At 69.3% G+C, this 23,288-nt stretch carries 16 protein-coding genes; 9 read left to right on the top strand and 7 right to left on the bottom strand.

The window, feature by feature from the left end; translation table 11 throughout:
• Positions 1-62: 62 nt before the first annotated feature.
• Entirely contained in the window at positions 63-1,145 is a 1,083-nt protein-coding gene (locus ACZ4RZ_RS20485; protein WP_467746365.1) for a sugar ABC transporter substrate-binding protein, read from the bottom strand.
• Positions 1,142-3,688: a SpoIIE family protein phosphatase gene (locus tag ACZ4RZ_RS20480; protein WP_467746363.1), complete on the bottom strand. Its 2,547-nt coding sequence runs from the start codon at positions 3,686-3,688 to the stop codon at positions 1,142-1,144. The genes ACZ4RZ_RS20485 and ACZ4RZ_RS20480 overlap by 4 nt, the downstream gene beginning before the upstream one ends.
• A gap of 826 nt (positions 3,689-4,514) precedes the next feature.
• Here ACZ4RZ_RS20480 and ACZ4RZ_RS20475 point away from each other — a divergent pair.
• The 4 genes from ACZ4RZ_RS20475 to ACZ4RZ_RS20460 all read left to right on the top strand — a co-directional run bounded on the left by ACZ4RZ_RS20475 (position 4,515) and on the right by ACZ4RZ_RS20460 (position 8,424).
• Positions 4,515-5,600 carry a sugar ABC transporter substrate-binding protein gene (locus ACZ4RZ_RS20475; RefSeq protein WP_467746361.1) on the top strand — a complete coding sequence of 362 codons (1,086 nt, stop codon included), beginning with the start codon at positions 4,515-4,517 and terminating at the stop codon, positions 5,598-5,600.
• A gap of 38 nt (positions 5,601-5,638) precedes the next feature.
• The gene (locus tag ACZ4RZ_RS20470) at positions 5,639-6,421 is read left to right on the top strand and encodes an ATP-binding cassette domain-containing protein (protein ID WP_467746360.1); all 783 of its coding nucleotides are present in this window, start codon (positions 5,639-5,641) and stop codon (positions 6,419-6,421) included.
• 14 nt (positions 6,422-6,435) lie between these two features.
• Positions 6,436-7,698, top strand: coding sequence for a sugar ABC transporter permease (locus ACZ4RZ_RS20465; protein WP_467746358.1), 1,263 nt, complete (start codon positions 6,436-6,438; stop codon positions 7,696-7,698).
• A gap of 267 nt (positions 7,699-7,965) precedes the next feature.
• Positions 7,966-8,424: an SRPBCC domain-containing protein gene (locus ACZ4RZ_RS20460; protein WP_467746356.1), complete on the top strand. Its 459-nt coding sequence runs from the start codon at positions 7,966-7,968 to the stop codon at positions 8,422-8,424.
• 187 nt (positions 8,425-8,611) lie between these two features.
• Here ACZ4RZ_RS20460 and ACZ4RZ_RS20455 read toward each other — a convergent pair whose 3' ends face one another.
• Complete coding sequence (locus ACZ4RZ_RS20455) at positions 8,612-9,529, bottom strand: hypothetical protein (RefSeq protein WP_467746354.1); 918 nt, start codon at positions 9,527-9,529, stop codon at positions 8,612-8,614.
• Positions 9,530-9,800: 271 nt separating this feature from the next.
• Between ACZ4RZ_RS20455 and ACZ4RZ_RS20450 the strand changes: the two genes are divergently transcribed.
• Positions 9,801-10,985, top strand: coding sequence for a PP2C family protein-serine/threonine phosphatase (locus tag ACZ4RZ_RS20450; RefSeq protein ID WP_467746352.1), 1,185 nt, complete (start codon positions 9,801-9,803; stop codon positions 10,983-10,985).
• A 64-nt stretch (positions 10,986-11,049) separates the two neighbouring features.
• Here ACZ4RZ_RS20450 and ACZ4RZ_RS20445 read toward each other — a convergent pair whose 3' ends face one another.
• Together ACZ4RZ_RS20445 and ACZ4RZ_RS20440 are read right to left on the bottom strand one after the other, a co-directional pair.
• Positions 11,050-13,512 carry a SpoIIE family protein phosphatase gene (locus ACZ4RZ_RS20445; protein WP_467746351.1) on the bottom strand — a complete coding sequence of 821 codons (2,463 nt, stop codon included), beginning with the start codon at positions 13,510-13,512 and terminating at the stop codon, positions 11,050-11,052.
• A gap of 303 nt (positions 13,513-13,815) precedes the next feature.
• The gene (locus tag ACZ4RZ_RS20440; protein WP_467746349.1) at positions 13,816-14,664 is read right to left on the bottom strand and encodes a LysR family transcriptional regulator; all 849 of its coding nucleotides are present in this window, start codon (positions 14,662-14,664) and stop codon (positions 13,816-13,818) included.
• 127 nt (positions 14,665-14,791) lie between these two features.
• Between ACZ4RZ_RS20440 and ACZ4RZ_RS20435 the strand changes: the two genes are divergently transcribed.
• Entirely contained in the window at positions 14,792-15,736 is a 945-nt protein-coding gene (locus ACZ4RZ_RS20435) for an NAD(P)H-binding protein (protein ID WP_467746348.1), read from the top strand.
• A 196-nt stretch (positions 15,737-15,932) separates the two neighbouring features.
• Here ACZ4RZ_RS20435 and ACZ4RZ_RS20430 read toward each other — a convergent pair whose 3' ends face one another.
• Both ACZ4RZ_RS20430 and ACZ4RZ_RS20425 read right to left on the bottom strand, forming a co-directional pair.
• Positions 15,933-16,544, bottom strand: coding sequence for a hypothetical protein (locus ACZ4RZ_RS20430; protein ID WP_467746346.1), 612 nt, complete (start codon positions 16,542-16,544; stop codon positions 15,933-15,935).
• Between the two features lie 306 nt (positions 16,545-16,850).
• Positions 16,851-17,978: a PP2C family protein-serine/threonine phosphatase gene (locus ACZ4RZ_RS20425; RefSeq protein ID WP_467746344.1), complete on the bottom strand. Its 1,128-nt coding sequence runs from the start codon at positions 17,976-17,978 to the stop codon at positions 16,851-16,853.
• Positions 17,979-18,227: 249 nt separating this feature from the next.
• Here ACZ4RZ_RS20425 and ACZ4RZ_RS20420 point away from each other — a divergent pair, with 249 nt between their 5' ends.
• From ACZ4RZ_RS20420 to ACZ4RZ_RS20410, 3 genes are all read left to right on the top strand, one after another.
• A complete protein-coding gene (locus ACZ4RZ_RS20420) occupies positions 18,228-20,987 on the top strand; it encodes a SpoIIE family protein phosphatase (protein WP_467746343.1) in 2,760 nt (919 codons plus the stop codon).
• A gap of 406 nt (positions 20,988-21,393) precedes the next feature.
• Complete coding sequence (locus tag ACZ4RZ_RS20415; RefSeq protein ID WP_467746341.1) at positions 21,394-22,383, top strand: aldo/keto reductase; 990 nt, start codon at positions 21,394-21,396, stop codon at positions 22,381-22,383.
• 335 nt (positions 22,384-22,718) lie between these two features.
• On the top strand, positions 22,719-23,273 hold the full coding sequence (locus tag ACZ4RZ_RS20410; RefSeq protein WP_467746339.1) for an HPP family protein: 555 nt from the start codon (positions 22,719-22,721) through the stop codon (positions 23,271-23,273).
• Positions 23,274-23,288 lie beyond the last annotated feature (15 nt).

The following is a 23,288-nucleotide window of genomic DNA, read 5'->3' as shown; positions in this document are numbered from 1 at the left end:
AGAGTCGTAAGCAGGCGATGGTGACGAGAGCCTGGTAGTGGCGGGCTCGATTGAGGTCCTCGTCACCGAGTGAGTCCAGCTCTGTAGCAGGCGGGCCGGAGCTCCTGGGTACAGATCTGGTCGATGGTGTACACGCCTTGCTTGACGAGTGTCTGCTTGATGTTGCCGGCCGTCACCGCGGTCGGAGTGAGCAGGACGGACGGGATGTTCCTGGTGGTGGGGCTGTCGATCGTCGTCGTGGCGATGTCGCGGAGATCCTCGCCGCGACCCAGAGCGACGGCCATGGCGGCGGCGGCGACGGCTTCCGTCCCGAACGGTTTGTACACCGTCATGTACTGCTCGCCCTTGACGATGCGCTGCACAGCGTCGAGGTCGGCGTCCTGGCCGGTGACGGGAGGGAGCTTCCCGACACGGGCGCTCTTGAGAGCGGAGATGACACCTGCGGCTATGGAATCGTTGGCCGCCAGGACACCGCCGATCCGGTCGGGGCCCATGGCCGCGACGGCCGCCGACATGTTGGCATGGGCTCGCTCCGTGCTCCAGTCCACGGTGTCGTACGATCTGGCGATCTTCACCTTGCCGGCGATGACGGACAAGGCGCCCCTCCTGAACCACGCCGCGTTGGCGCTGGTCGGATCGCCGTTCATCATGACGACGTTCCCACCGTTCGCCTTGTCCCCCATGGCCTTCAGGAGCGCCTCGCCCTGGAGCCTGCCGACCTGCGCACCGTCGAAACTGACATAGCCCGAGATCGGGCCTTCGGCGAGCCGGTCATAGGCGACGACCGGAACACCCGCCTTGTGCGCCTCCTGGACCGAGGAGCGGAGCGCCCTGGTGTCGGCGGCGTCGAGGATCAGAACCCTGACCCCCTTGGTGATCATGGACATCATTTGTTGCCGCTGCCGCATCGCGTCGTTCTCGGCGTTGGCGTACTCCATGGTGCAGCGGGGACACAGCTCCTTCAGCCGCTTCTCGATCAGCGGCTTGTCGGACTGCTCCCAGCGGGGAACCGCTCGGCTCGGGAGCAGCAGACCGACGGCGAAGCTGTCCGTTTCCGCCTCGCCGTCTCCTCCGCAGGCGGCCAGGGGCATCGTCATGAGCCCGGCGACGAGTGCCGCGACGACGTGGCACGTACTGGTCCTCATCGCAGACCCCCTTGCGCCATGCGAGGCCCCGAGTCCGCAGGAGTCGGCTCGCGCTGCGGCACAACGAGTTCGCTCCACACCTGCTTGCCGCCGGCCACCGGCACCGAGCCGAAGGACGACGACATGGCTTCGACCAGAAGCAGGCCGCGGCCGCCGGTCGACTCCCAGTCCACGATCACCGGCTTGGCGGGCGCACGCGGCGAGGAATCGCTCACGCAGACGCGCACCCGGTCCCCACGGAGCGTCAGGTCGAGGCGGACCGGGCCCTGGGTGTGCACCAGGGCGTTGGTGACGAGTTCGGACACGACCAGCAGCACGGCATCGGCTACTTCTTCGACTTTCCACCGCCGCACAGTGCGCGCGGTGAAACGACGCGCGTGCATGACGGCGTCGGGCAGCCGCCACACCACCCAACCGGCCCGTATCGGCCGGGTCTTCATGCCGTCGTAGCGCAGCAGCAACAGCGCCACGTCGTCCTCGCGACGGCCGACGTCGCCGAGCAGTTCGTCGGCCATCAGCCCTGGATCCGCCGGATCCGCCGCAGCAAGAGCGGTACGCGTCCGGTGCATACCCTCGTCCAGGGGCAGGTCGGCAGCCTCGACCAGGCCGTCGGTGACCAGAGCCAGCACACTGCCAGGGGCCAGTGCGACGGCGGTCATGGGGAACTCCCCCTCCGAGGAAACGCCCAGCGGGAGCCCTCCCTCGACCTGCACCTCCTCGGTAGTGCCGTCGGGATGGCGTACCAGCGGTGACAGGTGTCCGGCCCGGACGAAAAGGATGTTGCCCTCCTCCATGTCCAGTTCTGCATAGCAGCAGGTGGCGAACAGATCGGTCTCCATACCGACGAGGAGGCGGTTGGCGTGCGAGACGACCACGTCGGGCGGGTGCCCCTCCACCGCGTACGCCCTGACTGCGGTACGCATCTGGCCCATGATCGTCGCGGCTCCGGCACTGTGTCCTTGCACGTCACCGATGACCAGCGCCACCCGATCCTCGGAGAGGGCGATGACGTCGTACCAGTCGCCGCCCACCTGCAGCCCCCGCCTGGCGGGCAGATAGCGGGCGACGGCGGTCCCCCCGGGCAGCTCGGGCAGGCTCCGGGGCAGCAGACTGCGCTGCAGCATCGTCGCGAGCTCCTGTTCGGCGTCGTGCGCGTGCGCACGCTTGAGGGCCTGCCCGACCAGCGCCGCGGTGGCAGTCAGCAGGGACCGCTCCTCAGGGACGAACTCGTGCGGCTGATCCCAGCCGACCAGGCACACGCCGGCGGCCCGGCCCTTGGCAGGAAGCGGCAGGACGGCCAGGCCTCCGGTGCCGATGCCTGCGAGTCCGGGTTCGAGGGGTGAGCCGGCGGGCCACAGATCCATGCGCCCGTCCCGCAGAGCCGTCTGAACGGTGGGCAGGGCGCTGACCGGTGCGTCGGGCCACTCCGAACGCCACTCCGAACGCCACTCGGAACGCCATGTCTCCGGCCACGCGGCGGCCTGTGGCGGGTCGAGCACGGCGATCACGAGCCGGTCGTCCTGCAACTCGGCGAGCGCCACCCGGTCGGCGCCCAGCGGCTCACGCAGCGCGGTGACCACCACTCGGCCGACGTCAGGGATTGTTGCCGCCTCATCGAGTGCGGCAGTCAGCCACTGGATCCTGGAGACGTCGTCGGCCCTCCGGTGCAGGAGCGAGGCCGCCGTCACCACGCCCAGCACCTGCTCCCGCCGGTCGTCCGTGCTCTCCACCACCCGGCAACTCAGGCTCAGCCAGCGCATTTCGCCAGTGGGACAGCGGACTCGGAATTCCAGCTCCCGTCGGCCGAACGCCTGGGTGGACGGCTCCAGGACCGACATCAGCGCGGGCATGTCCTCCGGGAGGGCATGCGCGAGCAGGGTGTCCGCCTTGCCGTCGAAGTCGTGCGGCGTGATGCCGACGAGCTCGAGCAGTGTCTCGTCCACCTCGATCAGGCCGGTGTCCGGCACCAGGACGAAAGAGCCGACGCGCAGACTCTGCAACGCGGGTCCCAGCAACGACGACGGCATGGGCGGGCCGGCCCCGGCCTGCAGTACGCCCGTGACCGCGTCGGCGTACCGCTCCAGGAAGCGCCGTTGCTCAGCCTCGAAGGCGTCCGCGGAAGCGCCGACGACGAGGCAACCCAGCCGTCTGCCCTCCGTCCCGAGTGGCAGTGCACCGAGCGACGCCTCCGCCCGCAGCGGCGTCGGCCCGCCCTCGGAGAATGAAGCGAGTGCCCCGGGATCCAGCCACAGCGGCCGGCCGGTGCGCAAGGCGTGCGCCGCGGGTGACCCACCGGACAGAGGCAGACGTTCCGGAAGCCCGCACTCGGAAGAAGCGGCGCCTCCGGACTTTTCCACCAACCGCAGCACTTCGTTCCCGACGCCGACGACATAGACCGCTGCCAGCGCCGCTCCGGCGAACATCAGAGCCCGATCACTCGCGGCGGCCTCTGACCTCGTAGGCGCTGAACCGGTGTCTGCGGCCTCGGCCTCGGATGCCCGCGGATCCGAGACCCCGGCCCGGGCACGGCCGTCATGAGGCATGTCCGCAACCAACCTCCCGTCCATGCCGCAGGTGCCGACAGGTTGAGATCGGGGCACCCACTTACCAGAGTGGCATATAAGGGCCTACCGGACAGATCCACTTGATTGCCGTCGATAGCAGGCCCGGGCGCCGGTTCCCGGGATCCTCGTACCTCGGGCCGAACAGCGAGGGTGCCCTCGGCCGAACATCGCTGGCCGGAGCCGCTGCGTTCGCAGATGACCGCAGCCGGTGCCACACTGGCGACGTGGTCGTCTTGCCACGTCCGCGCGGTCCGTTCAGGCGGACGAAGGGCGTCGGCACAGTGGCCGGCTGTCGGCTGCTGGGCTTCCGGCCGACAGCACGCGTGGCATGGTGAGGAGGCCGGGTGTCGCCATGCTCAATGAGGGATCTACCGGTGCCGGACTGGTCGGGCCAAGTCCCCACCTCGCCGGGGCGGGCGACGTCGCCCCGTGGCCGCCGGAGCCGCAACTGCCCGTGAAGGCAGGGACCGGTGTTCTCCTGGATCTCCATACCGACGCGGGTATCCGGCGCTCATCGCGGCCAGTGCCGTCGCGCCGCGTACTACGTGGCCCATATGGCCCAGGCGCCCGCACACGCACCTTGACATCAGCGATGCACGCGAGCCGCTTTCCCACGCGCAGCGTGCCGACCAGACCCGACGGCAGAGCCCGGTGCGGCCCCGCTGGTCCTCCATGACCCGGCCACCAACCACCTGGCGTACACCGACGGGGCGCGGCACCCAGACCTCGTACCCGATGGAGGCCGGTCGCGGGTGACCGTGAGCGCTCCCTGGCCACGCAGGCGAACGACAAAGGAGGTCTGTCAATGAAGGCCTTCATACGGGACGCGGCCATTGCCGTGACCGCGGTCTCGACGGCCGTTGCTCTCTCGGCCTGCGGGGCGGACACCGGGAACGACCCCGACGGGGGAGACACGCCGAAGATCGGGCTGCTGCTGCCGGACGCCACCACGGCTCGTTGGGAGACACAGGACAGGCCCTTGCTCGAGAAGAAGATCAAGGAGCTGTGCGACGACTGCACGGTCGAACACGCCAATGCCAAGAGCGATGTGGCCACTCAGCAGGAGCAGATGGACTCGATGGTCACCAAGGGTGTCGAAGCCATCGTGCTCGTGGCCGTGGACGCCAGATCGCTCGGCCCCGCGGTCAGGAAAGCCCACGAAGCAGGTATCCCGGTCATCGCCTACGACCGTCTCGCCGAGGGCCCGATCTCGGGGTATGTCTCCTTCGACGGCGAGGAGGTCGGCAGGCTCCAGGGCAGGGCGCTGCTGAAGGCCATGGGCGACATGCCCGGCGCCCAGATCGTGATGATGAACGGCGATCTCAGCGACCCGAACGCGGTGTCGTTCAAGAAGGGCGCACTGTCCGTACTCAACGGGCGAGTGAAGATCGGCAAGGCGTACGACACACTCCAGTGGAGTGCGGAAGCGGCGAACAGGAACATGTCCGGCGCCATCTCCGCCCTCGGCGCCGACAACATCCACGGGGTCTATGCCGCCAACGACGGCCTCGCCGCCGGCAGCATCTCCGCGCTCAAAGCGAACAAGGTCGACCCACTGCCCCCCGTCACCGGGCAGGACGCCGAAATCGGAGCCGTGCGGCGCATCGTCGGCGGCGATCAGTACATGACCGTCTACAAACCCTTCGAACCCGAGGCTTCCGCCGGCGGCTCCATGGCCGTGGCCGCGGCCCGCGGTCAAAGCCTTGACCGGATCGCCACGGACAAGGTGACGCCCCGCAGTGGGAAGACGGTTCCGGCCGTTCTGCTCACCCCGGTGTCCGTGACTGTCGCCAATATCGAGGACACCTTGGTGAAGGACGGCATGTACACGATCCAGCAGATCTGCACTCCCCAACTCGGGGCCGCCTGCGACAAGGCCGGGCTGACCTGACAGGCGGGTTCCGACCGGGTCCGTGTCCCGGTAAGGAGATGGTTTCCGTGCTGACTCCCCCGTTGCTGGCGCTGCACGGCGTGTGCAAGCGCTTCGGTGTCGTCGAGGTCCTCACGGACATCGAGCTGGAGATTCACGCCGGCCAAGTCGTCGCTCTTCTGGGCGACAACGGGGCCGGCAAATCCACCCTGGTCAAAGTGATCTCCGGCGTCGCTCCCGCGGACAGGGGCGTCATCGAATGGGAGGGCCGGCCAGTCCACATCAGGCGCCCCCACGACGCCCGGGACCTCGGTATCGCCACCGTCTACCAGGACCTCGCGCTGTGCGGAAACCTCGACGTTGTCGGCAATCTGTTCCTCGGGCGGGAGATGCGCAGGTTCGGGTTCCTCGACGAGGTGGAGATGGAGCGTCGCACCAGGCACCTGTTGGAACGCCTGACCAGGGGCGTTCCCGATCTGCGCGGCCCCGTTGTCTCGCTGTCCAGCGGCCAGCGGCAGACCGTCGCCATCGCTCGCTCGCTTCTCGGCGACCCGCGCCTCCTCATCCTGGACGAACCGACCGCAGCGCTGGGAATCGAGCAGACCACCGAGATCCTGGACATCGTCGACCAGCTGCGTGACCGCGGCCTGGGGGTACTGCTCATCAGCCACAACATGGGCGACGTGAAAGCGCTCGCGGACCGGGCCGCTGTGCTGCGGCTCGGTCAGAACAACGGCTTCTTCGACGTGAACACCACGTCTCACGAACAGATCATCTCCTCCATCACCGGCGCGGCGGAAAACGTGCCGCGCCGGACGGTCCACCAGGAAGCGGGGTGGTGAAAGGGGTGCGCAACATGGCGGACAACACGCGGGCCGAACCGGCCACGCCCACCGCCGAGGCCCGTCAGCCGCACCTCGCGCGGACCATCGCCCGTGCCGTGAACGGCTGCGTCGCCGTCTTCCGACGCAAGATGCGCGCCGGAGAACTGGGCGTGCTCCCCGTCGTCCTGGTCCTCGCCGCGGTCTGGATCGTCTTCCAGTCCCTCAACCAAAACTTCCTCTCGCCCCGGAACCTGTCCAATCTCAGCGTGGACATCGTGGGCACGGGTCTGATCGCGGTCGGCATCGTCTTCGTGCTGCTGCTCGGTGAGCTCGACCTGTCGGTCGGATCGATCAGCGGCCTCGCGGCGGCTGTCTTCGCCGTTCTGAACGTGAACAACGGCGTGCCGGAATGGCTTGCCCTGATCCTCGCGGTGCTCACGGGTACCGCGACGGGAGCCGTCCAGGGCTTCTCGTTCTCCAGGACCCGGGTGCCGGCGTTCGTCGTCACACTGGCGGGGCTGCTCACCTGGAACGGCCTCATGCTCTACATCCTCGGGAACAGCGGCACCGTAAACCTCGACGAGAACGGGCTCGTCGCGAAGTTGACCAGCTATTACTTCACCAACGCCGCCGCTGCCTACGCAGCGGCGGCGGTCGCCACGGGCATGGTCTTCCTCGTGTCCTACCTGGGCAGACGGCGCCGCAAGGCCGTCGGCATGCCGTACCGCTCGCTCCGGGGAATCACGGTCCGCACGGGAGCGGTCGCGGTGATAACGTTCGCCACCGCGTATGTGCTCAACCAGTTCCAGGGCCTGCCGCTCGCCCTCCTGATCTTCCTCGTGGTGGTGGCCGGCCTCGACATCGTTCTCCGCCGCACGCACTACGGGCGGCAGATCTACGCACTCGGCGGCAGTGTCGAAGCGTCCCGTCGTGCCAGCCTCAGTGTGACGAGGGTGCGGACCGCGGTGCTCGCGGTCTCGGGCACCATGGCCGCGCTCGGCGGCCTGTTCCTGGCCTCGCGCATCACCTCGGTCAGCCAGAGTTCAGGCTCGGGCGTCCTGCTGCTCAATGCCATCGCGGCAGCCGTCATCGGTGGCACCAGCCTGTTCGGAGGACGCGGTACGACGTGGTCCGCGGTGCTCGGCATGCTGGTCATCCAGTCGATCGCCTCAGGCATGGCCCTCACCGACACCCCCACTGCCCTCCAGTTCGTGATCACGGGCGGGGTGCTCTTCGCCGCGGTGGTCATCGACTCACTGTCGCGACGCTCGCAGGAGGCACATGGGCGGGCCTGAGGTGACTGTAAGGCCCATCACTCAGGCCCGACATCATCACCCCACCCGCAAGCGCGCCAGCCGGATATGACGGGCCATCACGGATGAAGGCCGGACACCCTCAAAGCCAGGCCCGACGCCGGTCATCGCGTTGCGTGCGACGGCGTCCACACGCAGCCGGGCGGCCTCCGATGGCGTCCTGCCGCCGACAACAAGCCCGGGCCTGACTGGTCGATCACGCCCGCTCGAACGGCCACGACTCGGCCGTACGGCAGTACGTTGCCTCTTATGTATGCCACGCACGTTTCACGGCGCGTGAAGGCGGCCCCCGCAGCCGTCTATCAGGCGCTCATCGACCCGGACTCGGTGGCGGCATGGCGCGTGCCCGCCGGCATGACCAGCCATGTCCACGCATTCGACCCTCGCGAAGGCGGCGCGTTCCGCATTTCGCTCACCTACAACGATGCTGCCGGCTCAGGAAAGTCGGACGCCCACACGGACACCTACCGCGGCCACTTCGCACGACTCGTTCCCAACGAACTGGTGATCGAGGTGTTCGCATTCGAGACATCCGACGATGCACTGAGCGGCACGATGACGATGACCACCTCCCTCACCCAGGTGGACGACGCGACGGAGGTCGTGATCGTGCACGAGGGCATTCCCGATGATGTGCCACGTGAGGACAACGAATTGGGTACCCGGATGGCGCTGGACAACCTCGCCCGCCTGGTCGAGAGAAGCTGATTGGTCACGGGCCCCTGTCGCCCGCCACCGGCTCCGTGCGCCTGCGTACGGGCTGATGAGGATCAGTCGCCCGAGAAACCACATGTACCGGTGCGTCAGCCACGCCGGTGCCGGCCGGGCGGCCCCCCACCTCGCAGCCTGCGCACAATGCAGGCCTCGCGGCCCTGTGGGGCCCAGTCGGTGCCACTCACCTCCTGTCTTTGGTGCGGCCATGGCCAGGATCTTGTCCGCCGAGGCGTTCAGCCTGTGCGGCAGTGGCCTCAGCGCGGCGCCGGGCCTCACGAACCTGCCGGTCAGCGGCCCGTACGCGCTCGCGCGCCTGCTGCGTGGCTGTCCGGGCCCGCCGCTGCTCGCTCTCCAGTCGCTTCAGTTCATCGGCGAGTTCGCCAACCCGCTGCTGGAGGCTGCTCTCGTGTTCGTCGGCTTCGTCGGCCGCCCGGCCCGCTGTCGCCGCCTCGTCCTCGAGGACACGGAGCTCCCTTTCGGCGTCGGCCGCTGCCTGCCGGGCCACCTCGACAAGGCGGCGGCGCTCCTCGTCGGCTGCGCGGTCCCTGCGCGCCCGGGCGGCAGGACGTGGCGCGGTTGAAGGAGTGGGGGCCGCAGGGGCGCGGCGCAGGGCCGTGTCCTCCACTGCGGGGAAGCCGAGTGTCTGACTGAAAGGCTTCACCAGCCTGCCCGCGGCCCACTCCTGTGCGGCCGATGGGTCGGCGAGGACGGTATGGAGGATGCTTTGGACCTCATGCTGGACGCCGTCGCTGAGCGGATGACCGGCCTCCTTCGCCAGTTGACCGGCCTGCCGCGACAACGCGTTGATCAGCACGTGCTGCCGGCCGCTGAGCTCGCGCAGCTGCGCCCCGTCCAGGTCGCGGTGTGCCTGGCGCAGGGCTTGGCCGAGCTGGAGCAACGGCGGGATCTCGTCGGGCTTTTCACGTACCAGCAGGTTGGCCGCCCAGGCCGACGAGCTGGGGCGACGCAGTTTGCGGATCTGCTCCGCGAGGGGGCGGTCGCCGGCGCTGCGGGCCGCGGCCGCACGGGCATCACGGGCGGCGATGAAGTCTTCCGGCGGCAGCCCGTACAGCTCGTCGGCGACAGCGTCCAGGTCCACTCGTGCCCCTCTCTGCGCCATGCTGCCTTTTCAAGTTTCACACCATATTGGGCAGGTATGTCCTGGCGTCCGGCCTAGGTCGTCAGACCTGGCTCGGTGGTGCGATAGGCCTTTCCGGCGCGGATGCGCGCGCTTCGCGATGGTCTGTTCGAGGCGCTCCATGCGCTCGCGACGAGGTGCTGCGCATACCCCGTGTTCAAAGCCGGCGACTGATGGGTCGGCGGACGTGACACGCGTGGTCAGCGATGCCCGAACGGTGCAGGCTGGAGACGTGCACTCGCGGCGGCGTCTCGCCGTACTGCGGCAGCCATGGCAGTCGAGCCACGCACTGCTGGTGATTCCACTTGCGCTCATCGTGGTGATCACGGGGGTGGACCTGCTGGTTCCGGCCGATGTCCATCTCGGTCCGCTGCTGGTCATCGCGCCCGCCATCACTGCGTCGTTTGCCGGCCCCCGCCTGACCGGGTTGATCGGGACCCTGGCGGTGCTGGCCCAGGCATTCATCGGCTGGCACTTCGGTGCGCTGTTCACCCGGAATGTGCTGGTGCAGGTCCTCGCCCTGACGGTGCTGTCGTCGCTGACCGTGTTCTTCTGCGTGGTGCGCGAGCGACGCCGCAAAGAGCTGGCGCAGGTGCGCTCGGTCGCCGAGGCCGCACAGCATGTCCTGCTGTGGCCGCTGCCGGAGGAGATCGGCCCGCTGCGGGTTGCCTGCCTCTACCTCGCCGCGGAAGACGAGGCTCAGATCGGCGGTGACCTGTACGCGGCCACCCGCATCGACGGCGGGACCCGCGTGATGATCGGCGACGTACGGGGCAAGGGCCTGGACGCCATCGGAGAAGCGGCCCTCCTGCTCGGCGCCTTCCGCGAGGCCGCGCACAAGCACACCGACCTTCCCGAACTGGCCGTCGCCCTGGAACAGAGCGTCGCCCGCTATCTGGACGACTTCGAGCCGGAGGAAGAGGCCGGGGAACGGTTCGTGACTGCCTTGCTGATGGAGATCCCCGACGAGGACCCCATCACCCGGATGACCAGCTGCGGCCATCCCCCGCCGCTGCTGCTCAGCCACGGGGACGCCGTCACCATTCCCGTCCACCCCACACCCCCGCTGGGGGTCGGCCGGACAGGACCGGCGGACCACACCGTGGATGTGTTCTCCTTCGAGGCCGGAGACACCCTCCTGCTGTACACCGACGGCGTCATCGAAGCCCGCGGTCCGCGCGGCCTCTTCTACCCGCTCGCGGAACGGGCCGCCCAGTGGACCGGCCACAGCCCAGCTACTCTCCTCCACCACATCCGGCGCGATCTCCTCGCCCACGGCGGCGGACGCCTCGGCGACGACGCCGCTCTGATCGCGGTCCGCCGCACGTCGGCCGCGCACCCGAGCCCCCCTCCGCGGAAGGGGCATCCGCGCCGACGGGTTCTGCACCACTCCGAGACCGAACCGTCCTCGCACTGATCGCACTGACCGTCCGTTCGGGGACGCCCGAGATGGTCACCCGAATGAGGCGATGCCGCAGTGGTTACGGGATCTCCTGTTCGGCCCAGATGACCTTTCCTCCAGTGGTGTACCGGGCACCCCAGCGATGGGCGAGCTGGGCTACGAGAAACAGGCCACGGCCGCCTTCGTCCATGCTCCGGGCATGCCTCAGCCGAGGAGCGGTGCTGCTGCCATCGGCGACCTCACAGGTCAAACGAGAGTCCCGAAGGAGTCGCAGCCGTACGGGCGGCGAGGCGTAGCGGATCGCGTTGGTGACCAGCTCGCTCACGATGAGCTCCGTCGTCATGGCCAATTCCTCAAGGCCCCAGGCTGCCACCTGGCGAGTCGCCCGGGCTCGGACATCAGCAACGGCGGCCGGGTCCGAGGGCACATCCCACGAGGCGACATGGTCGGCCTCCAGGGCGTGCGTGCGCGCCAGGAGAAGGGCGATGTCGTCGGGTTGAGGCACGGGCACGAGCTGCTCCACGGCGGAGGCGCACAGTGATTCAAGGTTGGAGTCGGACTGGGACAGCACGTCGCCGAGACGGGACATGCCCGGGTCCATGGCGCGGTCGGCTCCCTGGACGAGGCCGTCGGTGTAGAGACCGAGCAGGCTGTTCTCGGCGAGCTCGATCTCGGTGGCTTCGAACGCGAACCCTCCCAGCCCGAGCGGAGGCCCAGCGGGAAGCTCCAGGAAGTGGACGTGCCCGTCGGGGGCGACGACGACAGGAGGCGGATGTCCGGCCCGGGCCATCGTGCAACGTCTCGTGACCGGATCGTAGACGGCGTACAGGCAGGTTGCCCCGAGGAAGGCCGTGAGAGCCTGGTTGGCCGACTCGTTGCCGGGCTCCTCATCGCTCAGCCGAAGCACGAGGTCGTCGAGGTGGGCCAGCAACTCCTCAGGGGGCATATCCATGGCGGCCAGGGTCTGAACCGCAGTGCGCAGCCGGCCCATGCTCGCGGCAGCCGTAATGCCATGGCCGACCACATCGCCGACGACAAGGCCGACACGGGCGCCGGACAGAGGGATCACGTCGAACCAGTCGCCGCCCACCCCGCCCGTCGCGTCCGCCGGCAGATAGCAGGAGGCCACCTCCAGCGCCTCTCCACCCGTCAGGGCGTGGGGCAGCAGACTGCGCTGAAGGGTGACTGCTGCCGTGTGTTCCCGGGTGTAGCGGCGGGCGTTGTCGACGCACAACGCCGCTCGCGCCACCAACTCCCGGGCCAAGAGGACATCGTCCGGCTGGAAGGAGACGGGATTGAGCGAGCGGGCGAACGTGGTGAGGCCCAGGACGGTGTTCCGCGCCCGCATCGGCACGGAGATGAGGGAGTGCAGTCCGAACTCGCGAATGCGTGCCACCCTGGCAGGCTGCTCGGCAATCCACAGGTCGTCTGCCGGGTCGAGGACCGGGATGAAGATCGGATCGCCGTTGATGAGCAGGTTCGCGTCGTGCGGCGGGGGGACGAAGTCGACCTTGGCCCCGATCGGCGCCACGGCCTCTGGGCAGCCCTCGCGCACTGAGCTCATTCCGGCCCGGCGCATCGCGGGCTTGGCGGGGGCCGGTCCGGCATCGGACAGCCACGTGCCATGCCCCTCCGTGCTCAGGACCGGCTCCAGCAGATCGACGATGACGAAGTCCGCGAAACGCGGAACGGCGAAGTCGGCCAGCTCCTGAGCCGTCCGCATCACGTCCAGAGTCCTGCCGATGTTGGTCCCGGCCTGATTGACCAGCGACAAGAGCTGGCGGGCGTTCCACCGCTCGGTGACATCCAGGACCATGTAGCAGACCCCGGTGACGGAGTTGTCGGCGTCCATCAGGGGGAAGAAGGAAGTGGAGTACGCGTGTTGGCGGTGCGGATCGGCCCAACTCCATCCCGCGTACTCGTAGTCGGTGACCGGGATTCGGGTCACCAGCACCTTACGCATCAGGCCCTCGATGGTGTCCGCCTGCAGCCCCGGCAGCAGCTCGCTCAGACGACGGCCCAACCGCTGCTCACGGGGCACACCGCCGAAGTGTTCCAAGGTGTCGTTCAGCCAGACGTAGCGCAGCTGCAGATCCACCACCGCCATGCCGACCGGCGAGCGGGTCAGGAAGCCGTCGAGGATGGACTGACCCACCGTCCATTGCTGCTTCTGCTCCCGCGCCGAGATCAGAAAACACTCGTCTCCACCGATGCGGAAGGACGCGGACACCCGCAGGTCGACTTCGATACGGCCGCCGTCGCGGCGCCGTACAGGGATGAGACCGCTCCACCCCATGCCCGCGCGGCACCGCTCCGCGATGCGGGCCGCACGCGCGGGATCTTGGGGCAACGCCAGCAGAGGCGCGACAGAGCCGCCGACGACCTCTTGGGCGGGGTAGCCGAGAAGCGCCTCAGCGCCCCTGGTCCAGCCGACCACGACACCGTCTGCGGATACCACCGCTGCCGCGTCAACGGACGCATCGAAATAATCGCGTGGTTCTGAGGAAGTGGGCCCGTCGGAACCATTGCGCACAGATGCCATCGTTTCCATCCCTTACACCAGACCATGTTCCTGCTTGACCGTCCGATGTGCACGGTCTGGGCGGACGACGGCCGAGCCGTCCGGGCGGGCCCCGGCCGACGCCTACCGTGCTTCCGGACGCACCCACGGACCCTGGGCCCTGCCCGAGGCACTCCACGTCGTCGCGCCGGCCGTCACAACGGCATGCGGACGCGCCAGGGGCGACACGCCTTCCGCGGTGGGTGCCCTGTCGGCCGAGGGCCGGATGCAGAGGTGAAAGCCCGACAGCCGGAGGGATATCTGACGTGGCTGAATCCTCCCAGGTCAACAGCCCGCCTGCCGGACCCGCACGGCGTCGGCCGCGGACGCGGCGGCGCGGACGAGCGCCGCCGTGGCCGTCGAACGGGACTGCTGCGGCCAGGCGATGACGAGGACCGCGGGCGGGGCGTCCGCGACCGGCCGGTAGACGACACCCGGGCGCGGGTAGCGGGCGGCGACCGAGGCGGGCAGCAGGGGGACGACGTCGCCCAGTGCGACGAGCATGAGCAGCTGGGCGAGGTCGCGGCCCGCACCGCGAATCTCCTCGAGATAGCGGTGCAGGTCACCAGGGCGCAGACCGAGGTCGGCCAGGACCAGGCTGTCTCGGACGGCGAGCGGGTGGGTGGCGGCAAGGGCCGCGACGCGCGGTTCGACGATCAGCGTCTCGGTGTCGAGGCCGGTGTGGTCGAAGGGCTCGTGGACCAGAGCCGCATCCGCTTCTCCCTGGCGCAGGAGTCGCGGCTGTTCGTGCCAGCCGCACAGCCGGACGGCGACGGGTACGACCGCCTGCTCGGACGCGAAGCGTGCCAGGATCGGCTCCAGCAGTCCCCCGTCCCCGTCGGCTTTGACCGCCAGGATCAGCTTCGGCTCCGGGGCGGCCGCTCGCTGGGCCCGCCGCTCGGCGGCCTGCAGCGCGTCCAACGCGATCCTCGCCTCCGCGAGGAGCACCGCTCCGGCCGGAGTCAGCGCCACGCTGTGGGTGGTCCGCTCGAAGAGGGTGACCCCTATCTGCGACTCCAACCGGCGGATCGCGCGGGACAGGGGCGGCGGGGAGATGCCCAGCCGCTCGGCGGCCCGGGCGAAGTTGAGCTCCTCGGCGACGGCGACGAAGTAGCGCAGCGGGCGGGATTCCAACGCTCTCTCCCCTCCGTTCGGTATTGCCCTGAGGGTAACAAGCGGGAGCGGATCGATCCTTCAGTTCGGGCGCGCCACGCAGCAGGCTCGACGACATCCAGTGAAGCCTCCCGCCAGGAGTTTGTTCATGATCGTCGTCACCACCCCGACCGGCCAGATCGGCCGCCAGGTCCTCGACCGTCTCCTCGACGCCCCGGACGGCAGGGCGGGGATCCGGGTGATCGCCCGCGACCCCGCTCGCCTCTCCTCGCGGGTGCGCGAACACACCGAGGTCGTACGGGGATCGCATGCCGATCCCGCCGTTCTGAAGGAGGCGTGCGCGGGCGCCGACCGACTGTTCTGGCTGGTACCCCCGACCCCGTCGGCCGACAGCGTCGAGGGCCACTTCCGCGACTTCACCGAGCCACTGCTCGAGGTGATCGGGCGCCAGGAGGTCGAGCGGGTCGTCGGCGTCTCGACCCTGGGCCGCGGAGTGGCGAGGAACGCCGGGCAGATCTCGGCTTCGCTCGCCATGGACGAGGCGATCATGGCCACGGGCGTCCACTACCGGGCGCTGTGTCCGCCGTTCCTGATGGAGAACCTGCTGGGCCAGGCCGAATCGATCCGCGACGCGGGTGTGCTCTTCCTGGCGGTGGCGGAGAACTGCGTTCTGCGCACCTGCGCCACCCGCGACATCGCCGCCACGGCGGCCCGGCTGCTGCTCGACGGCCGCTGGACCGGGCAGGACGACGTCCCGCTGGTCGGTCCCGACGACCTGTCCGCCGAGGGCATGGCGCGGGTCGTCTCCGAGGTGCTGGACCGTCCGGTGCGCCTCCAACGGACCAGCAGCGCGGACTACCAGGCGACGGCGCTGCGCTTCGGGGCGAGCGAGGCCTGGGCGCAGGGACTGGCCGACATGACGGAGGCCCTGAAGGACCAGGGTTTCTATGGTGCCGTCGCCCCGAGCACTCCCCAGTCCGCGCCCACCGGCTTCCGCCAGTGGTGCGAGGAGGTGCTCAAGCCGGCCGTCCTGGCCCAGGGCGCTTTCGGATCAGGCCGGGTCCCAGGCGCGGCACCCGACCAATGGCGGTGAGCGGGGCTTGGTGTGTGCAGCCGCCCGGCGGAGGAGGACGTCGACGCGACGGCGTCCCCTCGTTCGGGCGAAGTCCGGAAATCGGGGGTCGGCAACCGAAGACAGCGCAGGGGTAGCTGCCTGCTCGAGCGCAGCCGGGAGCTCGGGGGCGCGCGTGCCAAGCCCCGCCGTCCCGGGATGATCCGAAGAACCCGCTCTAGCCCCTGAACCCGTCCCGGTCCTGTCGGCCTTGCCGGCGCTGAGGACGGCCGCCACGCCCACCCGAGCGACGACGCGACGGCGCAGAGGGCGTGTCGGCGCTGTTGAACCCCGGTCCGGTCGGGGCGCTGAAGCCGCCGGGTACCACTGGTGTCGTCGCCGCGGCGGCGGGCGCGGACGTCTGCGCGGCCGCAGTGGGCGCCTTGCGCGTATGAGGCAGGGCGCGGCCGACGACGCGGGTATGGGTCATCAACGGTGCGCAGGCCGCGCAGACTTCCAGCAGGGTCCAGACCTGACCCACGGCCGGATCGTGGCGCAGGACCAGGACCACGCTGCCCGCGCAGTGCACCTGAGTCCCGTCGTGGGCTGCGCACTGTGCCTGCCGGCAGGCACAGGCGGCGTCCGGGTGCACGCTGGCCGCCCGAGCGTGCGCGGCGGCGTGGGCTTCGGCGAAGCGGCGCAGTGCTCCCAGGTCGCGGGAGCGGGGCGGCATGTTGCACGGGGAGGAGCACGTCACGGAGGCGGTACGGTCGCTGTGGCCGGAGACCCGGATGGTCCACATCCGTCCCGGGCGGCGTGCGGCAGGAATTTCGGGGTGCGCGAGATCCAAGATCGACAGTCCTTCGGCAAAGGGGTGGTGTGCGCGACGGCGCTCGGCACCTTACGTACCCCGCCCTCCGGTCTGTCATCTACCGGTTGCGCCGCAGGCGCGCGCGAGGAACGACTCGTAACGCGGGGTCCGGAGTTCTGTCCGGACGTCGTGATCATCCCATGACTTCGGCCCGGCGAACATGTCCGCGGAGGCCCTCCGCTCCGTTCTCGCCCAATCGTACGGGCTGTGGTCCAGTCGTACGGGCTGTGATCCCGGGTGCGGTGCCCGGCCGATCGGCGAGTCCCCCACCATGGCTTCCCGCCACTAGGGCCTCTCCGGGTGCTCGTGGCCCTGGGTGTTGGGGAACCTCACCGCGAGGGCCGCGATGTCGTCGTCGAGCCGTCCGCCGCTGTAGTCGAGCAGGTCCCGGTGAAGCCGGTCGAGCAGTTCGCGGGGTGGCGGTTCCAGGCCCTGCCGCCTCATCCACTCCGACAGCGGAAAGAAGTCGCCGGCGCGGTCCCGCGCCTCCGATACGCCGTCGGTGTAGAACAGCAGCTGGTCGCCCGGGGTGAAGGCGACGGTGTCGACGCAGTAGTGCTCACCGATGAGCGCCGCGAGGTTGAGGGGCGGCGAGGGGGTGGTGGGCTCCAGGACGCGGATCTTCCCGCGATGCGCAAGCAGTGGCGGGGGGTGCCCACAGTTGAGAATTCTGATGTGGCCGCCGCCGCGCGGGATCTCGGCGATGAGAGCGGTGGCAAAGTGCTCCGGCCGGTCCTTGGTCGGAAACACAGCACTGTGGCGGGCGATGCTGGCCTCGAGACGATGGATGATTCCCCTCAGGTCGGGCTCGTCGTACGCGGCCTCCCTGAAGCAGTTGATCACTGCCGAGGCCGCCCCCACCGCGGACAGACCCTTGCCCCGAACGTCGCCGATGAGTAGCCGGACCCCGTACCGCGTGTCGGCGGCTTCATAGAAGTCGCCGCCGATCCGGGCCTGCTCCTGGGCCGCCAGATACAGCGACTCCATCTCGACGTTCTCGATACGGCGCGGCAGCGGGCGCAGTAGCACCTTCTGGGCTGCGTCGGCGACGAGCCGGACCTGGAGGAGTATCTCCTCCCGCTGGAGTCGGACATGGCTCGCGTATGCCGCCGCCAACGTGACCGCGATGATCGCAGCCGCCGTGTACTGCGTCCCCAGGTCGGTGTAGAAGAAGCTGAGGCTGATCATGACGAGCAGGCAGAACGTCCCCAGCAGAATCGTGGGGAGGACGGGCCACATCGCGGCGGCAAGTGCGGGTGCGGCGGGCAGTAGGCGGCTGACGGCGATCTCCCTCGGTGTGGAGAACGCCAGGCCGGTGAGGACGACGGTCAGGATCACCGGTGCCAGCTGGGCAACTCCCCATTGGCCGAGGTAGAGGGGACGACGGTGCCGCAGCCGTCCAGACATGATCACAAAATGCATCATATCGGTCAAAGTGTGCATTGGGCTCTGGCGGATCAGGCACTTCATGCGCGAGGATCGACCGATCGAACCGCGGATGCCCGGTCCGCTCGATCGAGAGATACAGCAGCGCGACGAAAACCGCCGGGTCGAAGAGGTCGCGCAACGCGGGCCCGAGCAGGCCCCCGAGGCCGAGCCGGATGGGGATCCCTCCCCGGAGGGGCCATGGCCACCCGGGATCACCAGTGCTAGAAAGGTCACATGGCGAACCGTTTCGCCGGTTTTCGACGCATCTCACTCCGGCCACTGGTCAGCAAGAGCCCGCGCAGCGTAGCCGGGCAGGTGCTGGTCTTCCAGGTGGCCCTGGTAGTGCTGCTCGTGGCCTGTGGCGTCATCGCCCTCGCCCTGCAGTCGAAACGGGACACCACCGCCGAGGCCGTGCGCCGCTCCATAGCCGTAGCGCAGACCTTCGCGCACTCTCCCGGTGTCCTGGTGGCACTGCAGAGCCCTGAGCCGAGCAAGATTCTCCAGCCGCTGACCGAGGCAGGGCGCAAGGCCGCCGGTGTCGACTTCATCGTGGTCATGGACACCAAGGGCATCCGCTACACCCACCCCCTCCCGGACCGGATCGGGAAGCGGTTCGTGGGCAACATCGGGCCGTCGCTGGCTGGGAAGGTCTACACGGAAAGTGTCCACGGCCCGCTCGGCCACGAGGTACAGGCCACCGTCCCCATCGAGAACATGCGCGGCAAGGTGGTGGGCCTCGTCTCGGCCGGACTGAAGGTCAAGAACGTGACCCAGCAGGCGTGGCGGCAACTACCGATCATCCTCGGCGCCGGCGCCGGGGCGCTCACGCTGGCCACCGCAGGCACGGCACTGGTCACCAGGCGACTACGGCGACAGACCCACAGCCTGGCCCCGGACGAGATGACCCGCATGTACGACCACCACGACGCGGTGCTGCACTCCGTGCGCGAAGGGGTGCTCATCGTCGCCGACGACGGGCGGCTGTTGCTGGCGAACGACGAGGCGCGACGGCTGCTGGAGCTGCCCCCGGACGTCGACGGACGGCGCGTGTCGGAGCTGTCGAGTCTCGACCCCGAGACGGTGGCGCTGCTCGAATCCGGCCGCGAGGCCACTGACGAGGTGCACTTCGCGGGAGAGCGGCTGCTGGCGGTCAACCAGCGACCCATGGAACGCGACGGAGGTCCCAGGGGAACGGTGGTGACACTGCGCGACTCCACCGAGCTGCAGGCGTTGACCGGCAGGGCGGAGATCGCACGGGAGCGGCTCAAGCTGCTGTACGACGCCGGACTCGCCATCGGCACCACGCTGGACGTGCTGCGCACCGCCGACGAGCTGGCGCGGGTCCCCGTCCCCCGCTTCGCCGACTTCGTCACCGTGGACCTGGCCGACACCGTGCTGCACGGCGAGGAACCGGGTCGCACGGCGACGGGCATCCGACGCACCGCCGTGTGCGGCATCCGGAACGACCATCCGCTCTACGAAAAGGGCCGGCTCATCGACTTTCTGCCGTCCACGCCCCAGGCGCGCGGCTACGGCACCGGCAGCTCCGAGTTGGTGACCGACCTGTCGACCGCCACCGGCTGGCACGCGCAGGACCCGGAGCGCACCAAGAAGATCATTGACTACGGCATCCATTCCCTCATCGCCGCCCCGATCCAAGCCCGCGGCGTCGTGCTGGGCATGGCCAACTTCTGGCGCTGCAAGGAGCACGAGCCCTTCGACGAGGAGGAGCTGTCGCTGGCGGAGGAACTGGTGGCCCGTGCGGCGGTCAGCATTGACAACGCCCGCCGCTACACCCGCGAACACGCCATGGCGGTCACCCTCCAGCGCAGCCTGCTCCCGCGGGCCCTGCCCGAGCAGAGCGCCGTCGACGTCGGCTACCGCTACCTCCCCGCGCAGTCGGGCGTGAGCGGCGACTGGTTCGATGTGATTCCCCTGCCGGGCAGCCGGGTGGCGCTGGTCGTCGGCGATGTGGTCGGCCACGGCCTCCACGCGGCCGCCACGATGGGGCGGCTGCGGACCGCGGTGCACAACTTCTCCACCCTCGATCTGCCGCCCGACGAGCTGCTGAGCCATTTGGACGACCTGGTCGGCCGCATCGACCAGGACGAGGCGGGTACCGAGAGTGCCGCGGGAATACTGGGCGCCACCTGCCTGTATGCGATCTACGACCCCGTGACGCGCCGCTGCGTCATGGCGCGCGCGGGGCACCTGGCACCCGCGCTCGTCCAACCCGACGGAACCGTCACCTTCCCGGACCTGCCGACCGGGCCTCCCCTCGGCCTCGGCGGCATGCCGTTCCAGACCGCCGAGCTGGACGTCGCCGAAGGCGCCCAGCTCGTCCTCTACACCGACGGCCTCATCGAGGACCGCAGGCGCGACCTGGACGTGGGGATGGAAATGCTGCGCACTGCACTGGCGGGCCACCCCAACCGGCCGCCCGAGGAAAGTTGCCAGGCCGTCCTGGACGAGCTGCTGCCCGGTCGTCCCAAGGACGACGTCGCCCTGCTCATCGCCCGCACCCGGGGGCTGCCGCCCGACCGGATCGCCGACTGGGACGTACCGCTCGACCCGGCCGCCGTCGCGGGGATGCGCGACGCCGTGTCCCACAAGCTCGACGAGTGGGGCCTGTCCGAACTCGGCTTCAGCATGGAACTCGTCCTGAGCGAGCTCATCACCAACGCCATCCGCTACGGCTCCGAGCCGATCCACGTACGGCTGATCTACGACCGTACGCTGATCTGCGAGGTGGCCGACGGCACCAGCACCTCCCCGCACCTGCGCTACGCCGCGACGATGGACGAGGGAGGCCGGGGCCTGTTTCTGGTGTCGCAGATAACCGAGCGTTGGGGCACCCGGTACACGCCCCAGGGCAAGGTGATCTGGGCCGAGCAGGCGCTGCCGGCCGCCGATAAGGGGCCCACCCTGTCGCTGGCCGATGCGGAGGCGCTCTTCCCGGACGAGGGGGCAGCCGGCCCGGGAACCCCGACGTGACGACGGCTCGGCCCAGGACAATGCCGTTGCTCTTGGCTCCGTTTCCCTCGGCGCCGGCGGGTCGTCGAGAACTTCGTGGCGGGGTCTGACTGAGTGAGCGCTTCACGATGCGGCTAGGTCGCGGTCTCGCTGGTAGGCGGCCAGGAGGAAGAGCCAGATCTCGCTGACGGACGGGAAGCAGGCGACAGCGTGCCTGAGCCGCTTGAGCGGGACCTCGCCGGCGACCCCCGAGCCCGCAGATACTCCAGCGGGCGATCGTCCTCGCGGGGATCGCGGCATCGAGATGCCGACGCACGGAATCCACAGCTAAATGGATGAAGGCCGCAGAGGCCGTCAGGAGTTCGCGGCATCCGCCACGCACTTCTCGGAGCGAGGATCAACTCTGCAGGGAAAGGTCGGTTCTCACATGGATCAGCGCAGGCTGCGAGACCTCCAGGTGTCAGCCATCGGCCTCGGCTGCATGGGGATGTCCGCCTTCTACGGCACGACCGACGAGGACGAGGGCATCAGGACCATCCGGCACGCCCTCGATCTGGGCATCGACTTCCTCGGCACCGCGCAGGTCTACGGGCCACTCACGAACGAGACACTCGTCGGCCGCGCCATCAAGGGACACCGCGACCAGTACGTGATCGCCACGAAGTTCAACTACCGGATGGACGACGCTGTTGCGGGTGACATGAGCACGATCGGGCGCCAGGACGGCTCCGCCGAGCACGTGCGCAGCTCGATTCACGGCTCGCTCAAGCGGCTGGGAACCGACTATGTGGACCTCTACTACCAGCATCGCGTCGACCCCGACGTGCCGATCGAGGAGACCGTCGGCGCCATGGCGGAGCTGGTCGCCGAGGGCAAGGTACGTCACATCGGTCTGAGCGAGGCCGGGCCGGAGACCATCCGCCGTGCGAACGCTGTTCATCCGATCACGGCGGTACAGACCGAGTACTCCCTGTGGACGCGTGACCCGGAGGCGGAGGTCCTGCCCACCTGCCGAGAACTCGGAATCGGGTTCGTCCCCTATTCGCCGCTGGGCCGCGGCTTCCTTGCGGGCCGGTTCTCCTCCCCCGACGAGCTCGACGAGGACGACTTTCGCCGCAGCGGCCCCCGCTTCACCGGCGACAACCTGAAGGCGAACCTCAGGCTCGCGGAGAAGGTAAAGGAAATCGCCGCGGAGAGGGACGTGACGGCGGCGCAGCTGGCGATCGCCTGGGTGCTCGCGCAAGGCGATGACGTGGTCCCGATCCCGGGCACCAAGCGCCGTACCTATCTCGATCAGAATGCCGGCGCTGTGGCCGTCGAGCTGTCGAAGACGGATCTCGCACGCATCGAGGCCGAACTCCCCGCACCGACCGGGGAGCGCTACGACGAGGCCGGCATGAAGAGCGTGAACCTCTGACACGCGCCCAACCGGACCCGGCAGCGGCCCACACGGAAGCCGTTCGATAGAGGCCCTCAATCGAGCGATAAGGAAGGGGGCTTGGACAGGCGTTCATCGCCGAGGTCAGGATGCTGGACATGATCCCCGCCTTCGCGGACGACGAGCCGCCGTGGGCCGGAAGCGGGGGCGTTTCCGAGGAGTTCGCATGCTGATTCCGTGCGCCCCGCAGGTGTGCACACCGACCGGCAGTCCAGAGATCGCGCCTCCCCTCCGCCTGACGCGGACGCACGCGGTTGGGCGGCCGGGCGGCTCTGCCGCTCTCGGCCTCCCGTCCGGACAGGAATGCCGCGTTCATGGCATGTGACGCGCCCGGGATGCCCGGAACCGTGGATGCCCCGGCGCGCCCGACGAAGCGGCCTGCGATGCGCTGGCGGAAGCCCGACGAACCGCGGCTGCCCCGGCGCACGGTCGCGTCGGCCGCCATCACCACGTCGGTCGGACTCGCCGCGTTGGTGGCCATGGGAGCGCTCGCGCACCAATCGGTGCTCATACCGCCACTCGCGGCCACCATGGCGATCGTCACCGCCACTCCGGACTCACCTCTCGCGCAGCCCCGCCATGTCATCGGCGGCCACATGCTGTCCTGCCTCGTCTGCTTCGCGGTGCTCGCCCTCGGCTGGCACGGCCCTTGGGCCGCTGCCGTGGCCTGCGGCATCGCCTGCGGACTTGTGCTCGTCCTCAAGGCGGCCCATCCGCCGGCCATGGCGACTGCCGTCATGATCATGCTCACCAGTCCGCCTGCCGATCGTTTCGTACCCCTGCTGGCCGCCGGTGCGGTGCTGCTCGTCGTGGTGCAAATGGTCTCCGCCCGTCTGCAGCGAGGGGTGTACCCCACCTCCTGGTGGTGAGCCGACAGGGCCGCG

Source organism: Streptomyces sp. NPDC027189 (genome assembly GCF_055566975.1).
The sequence above is the reverse complement of the archived record's forward strand: the minus strand, read 5'-3'. Positions and strand labels throughout refer to the sequence as shown.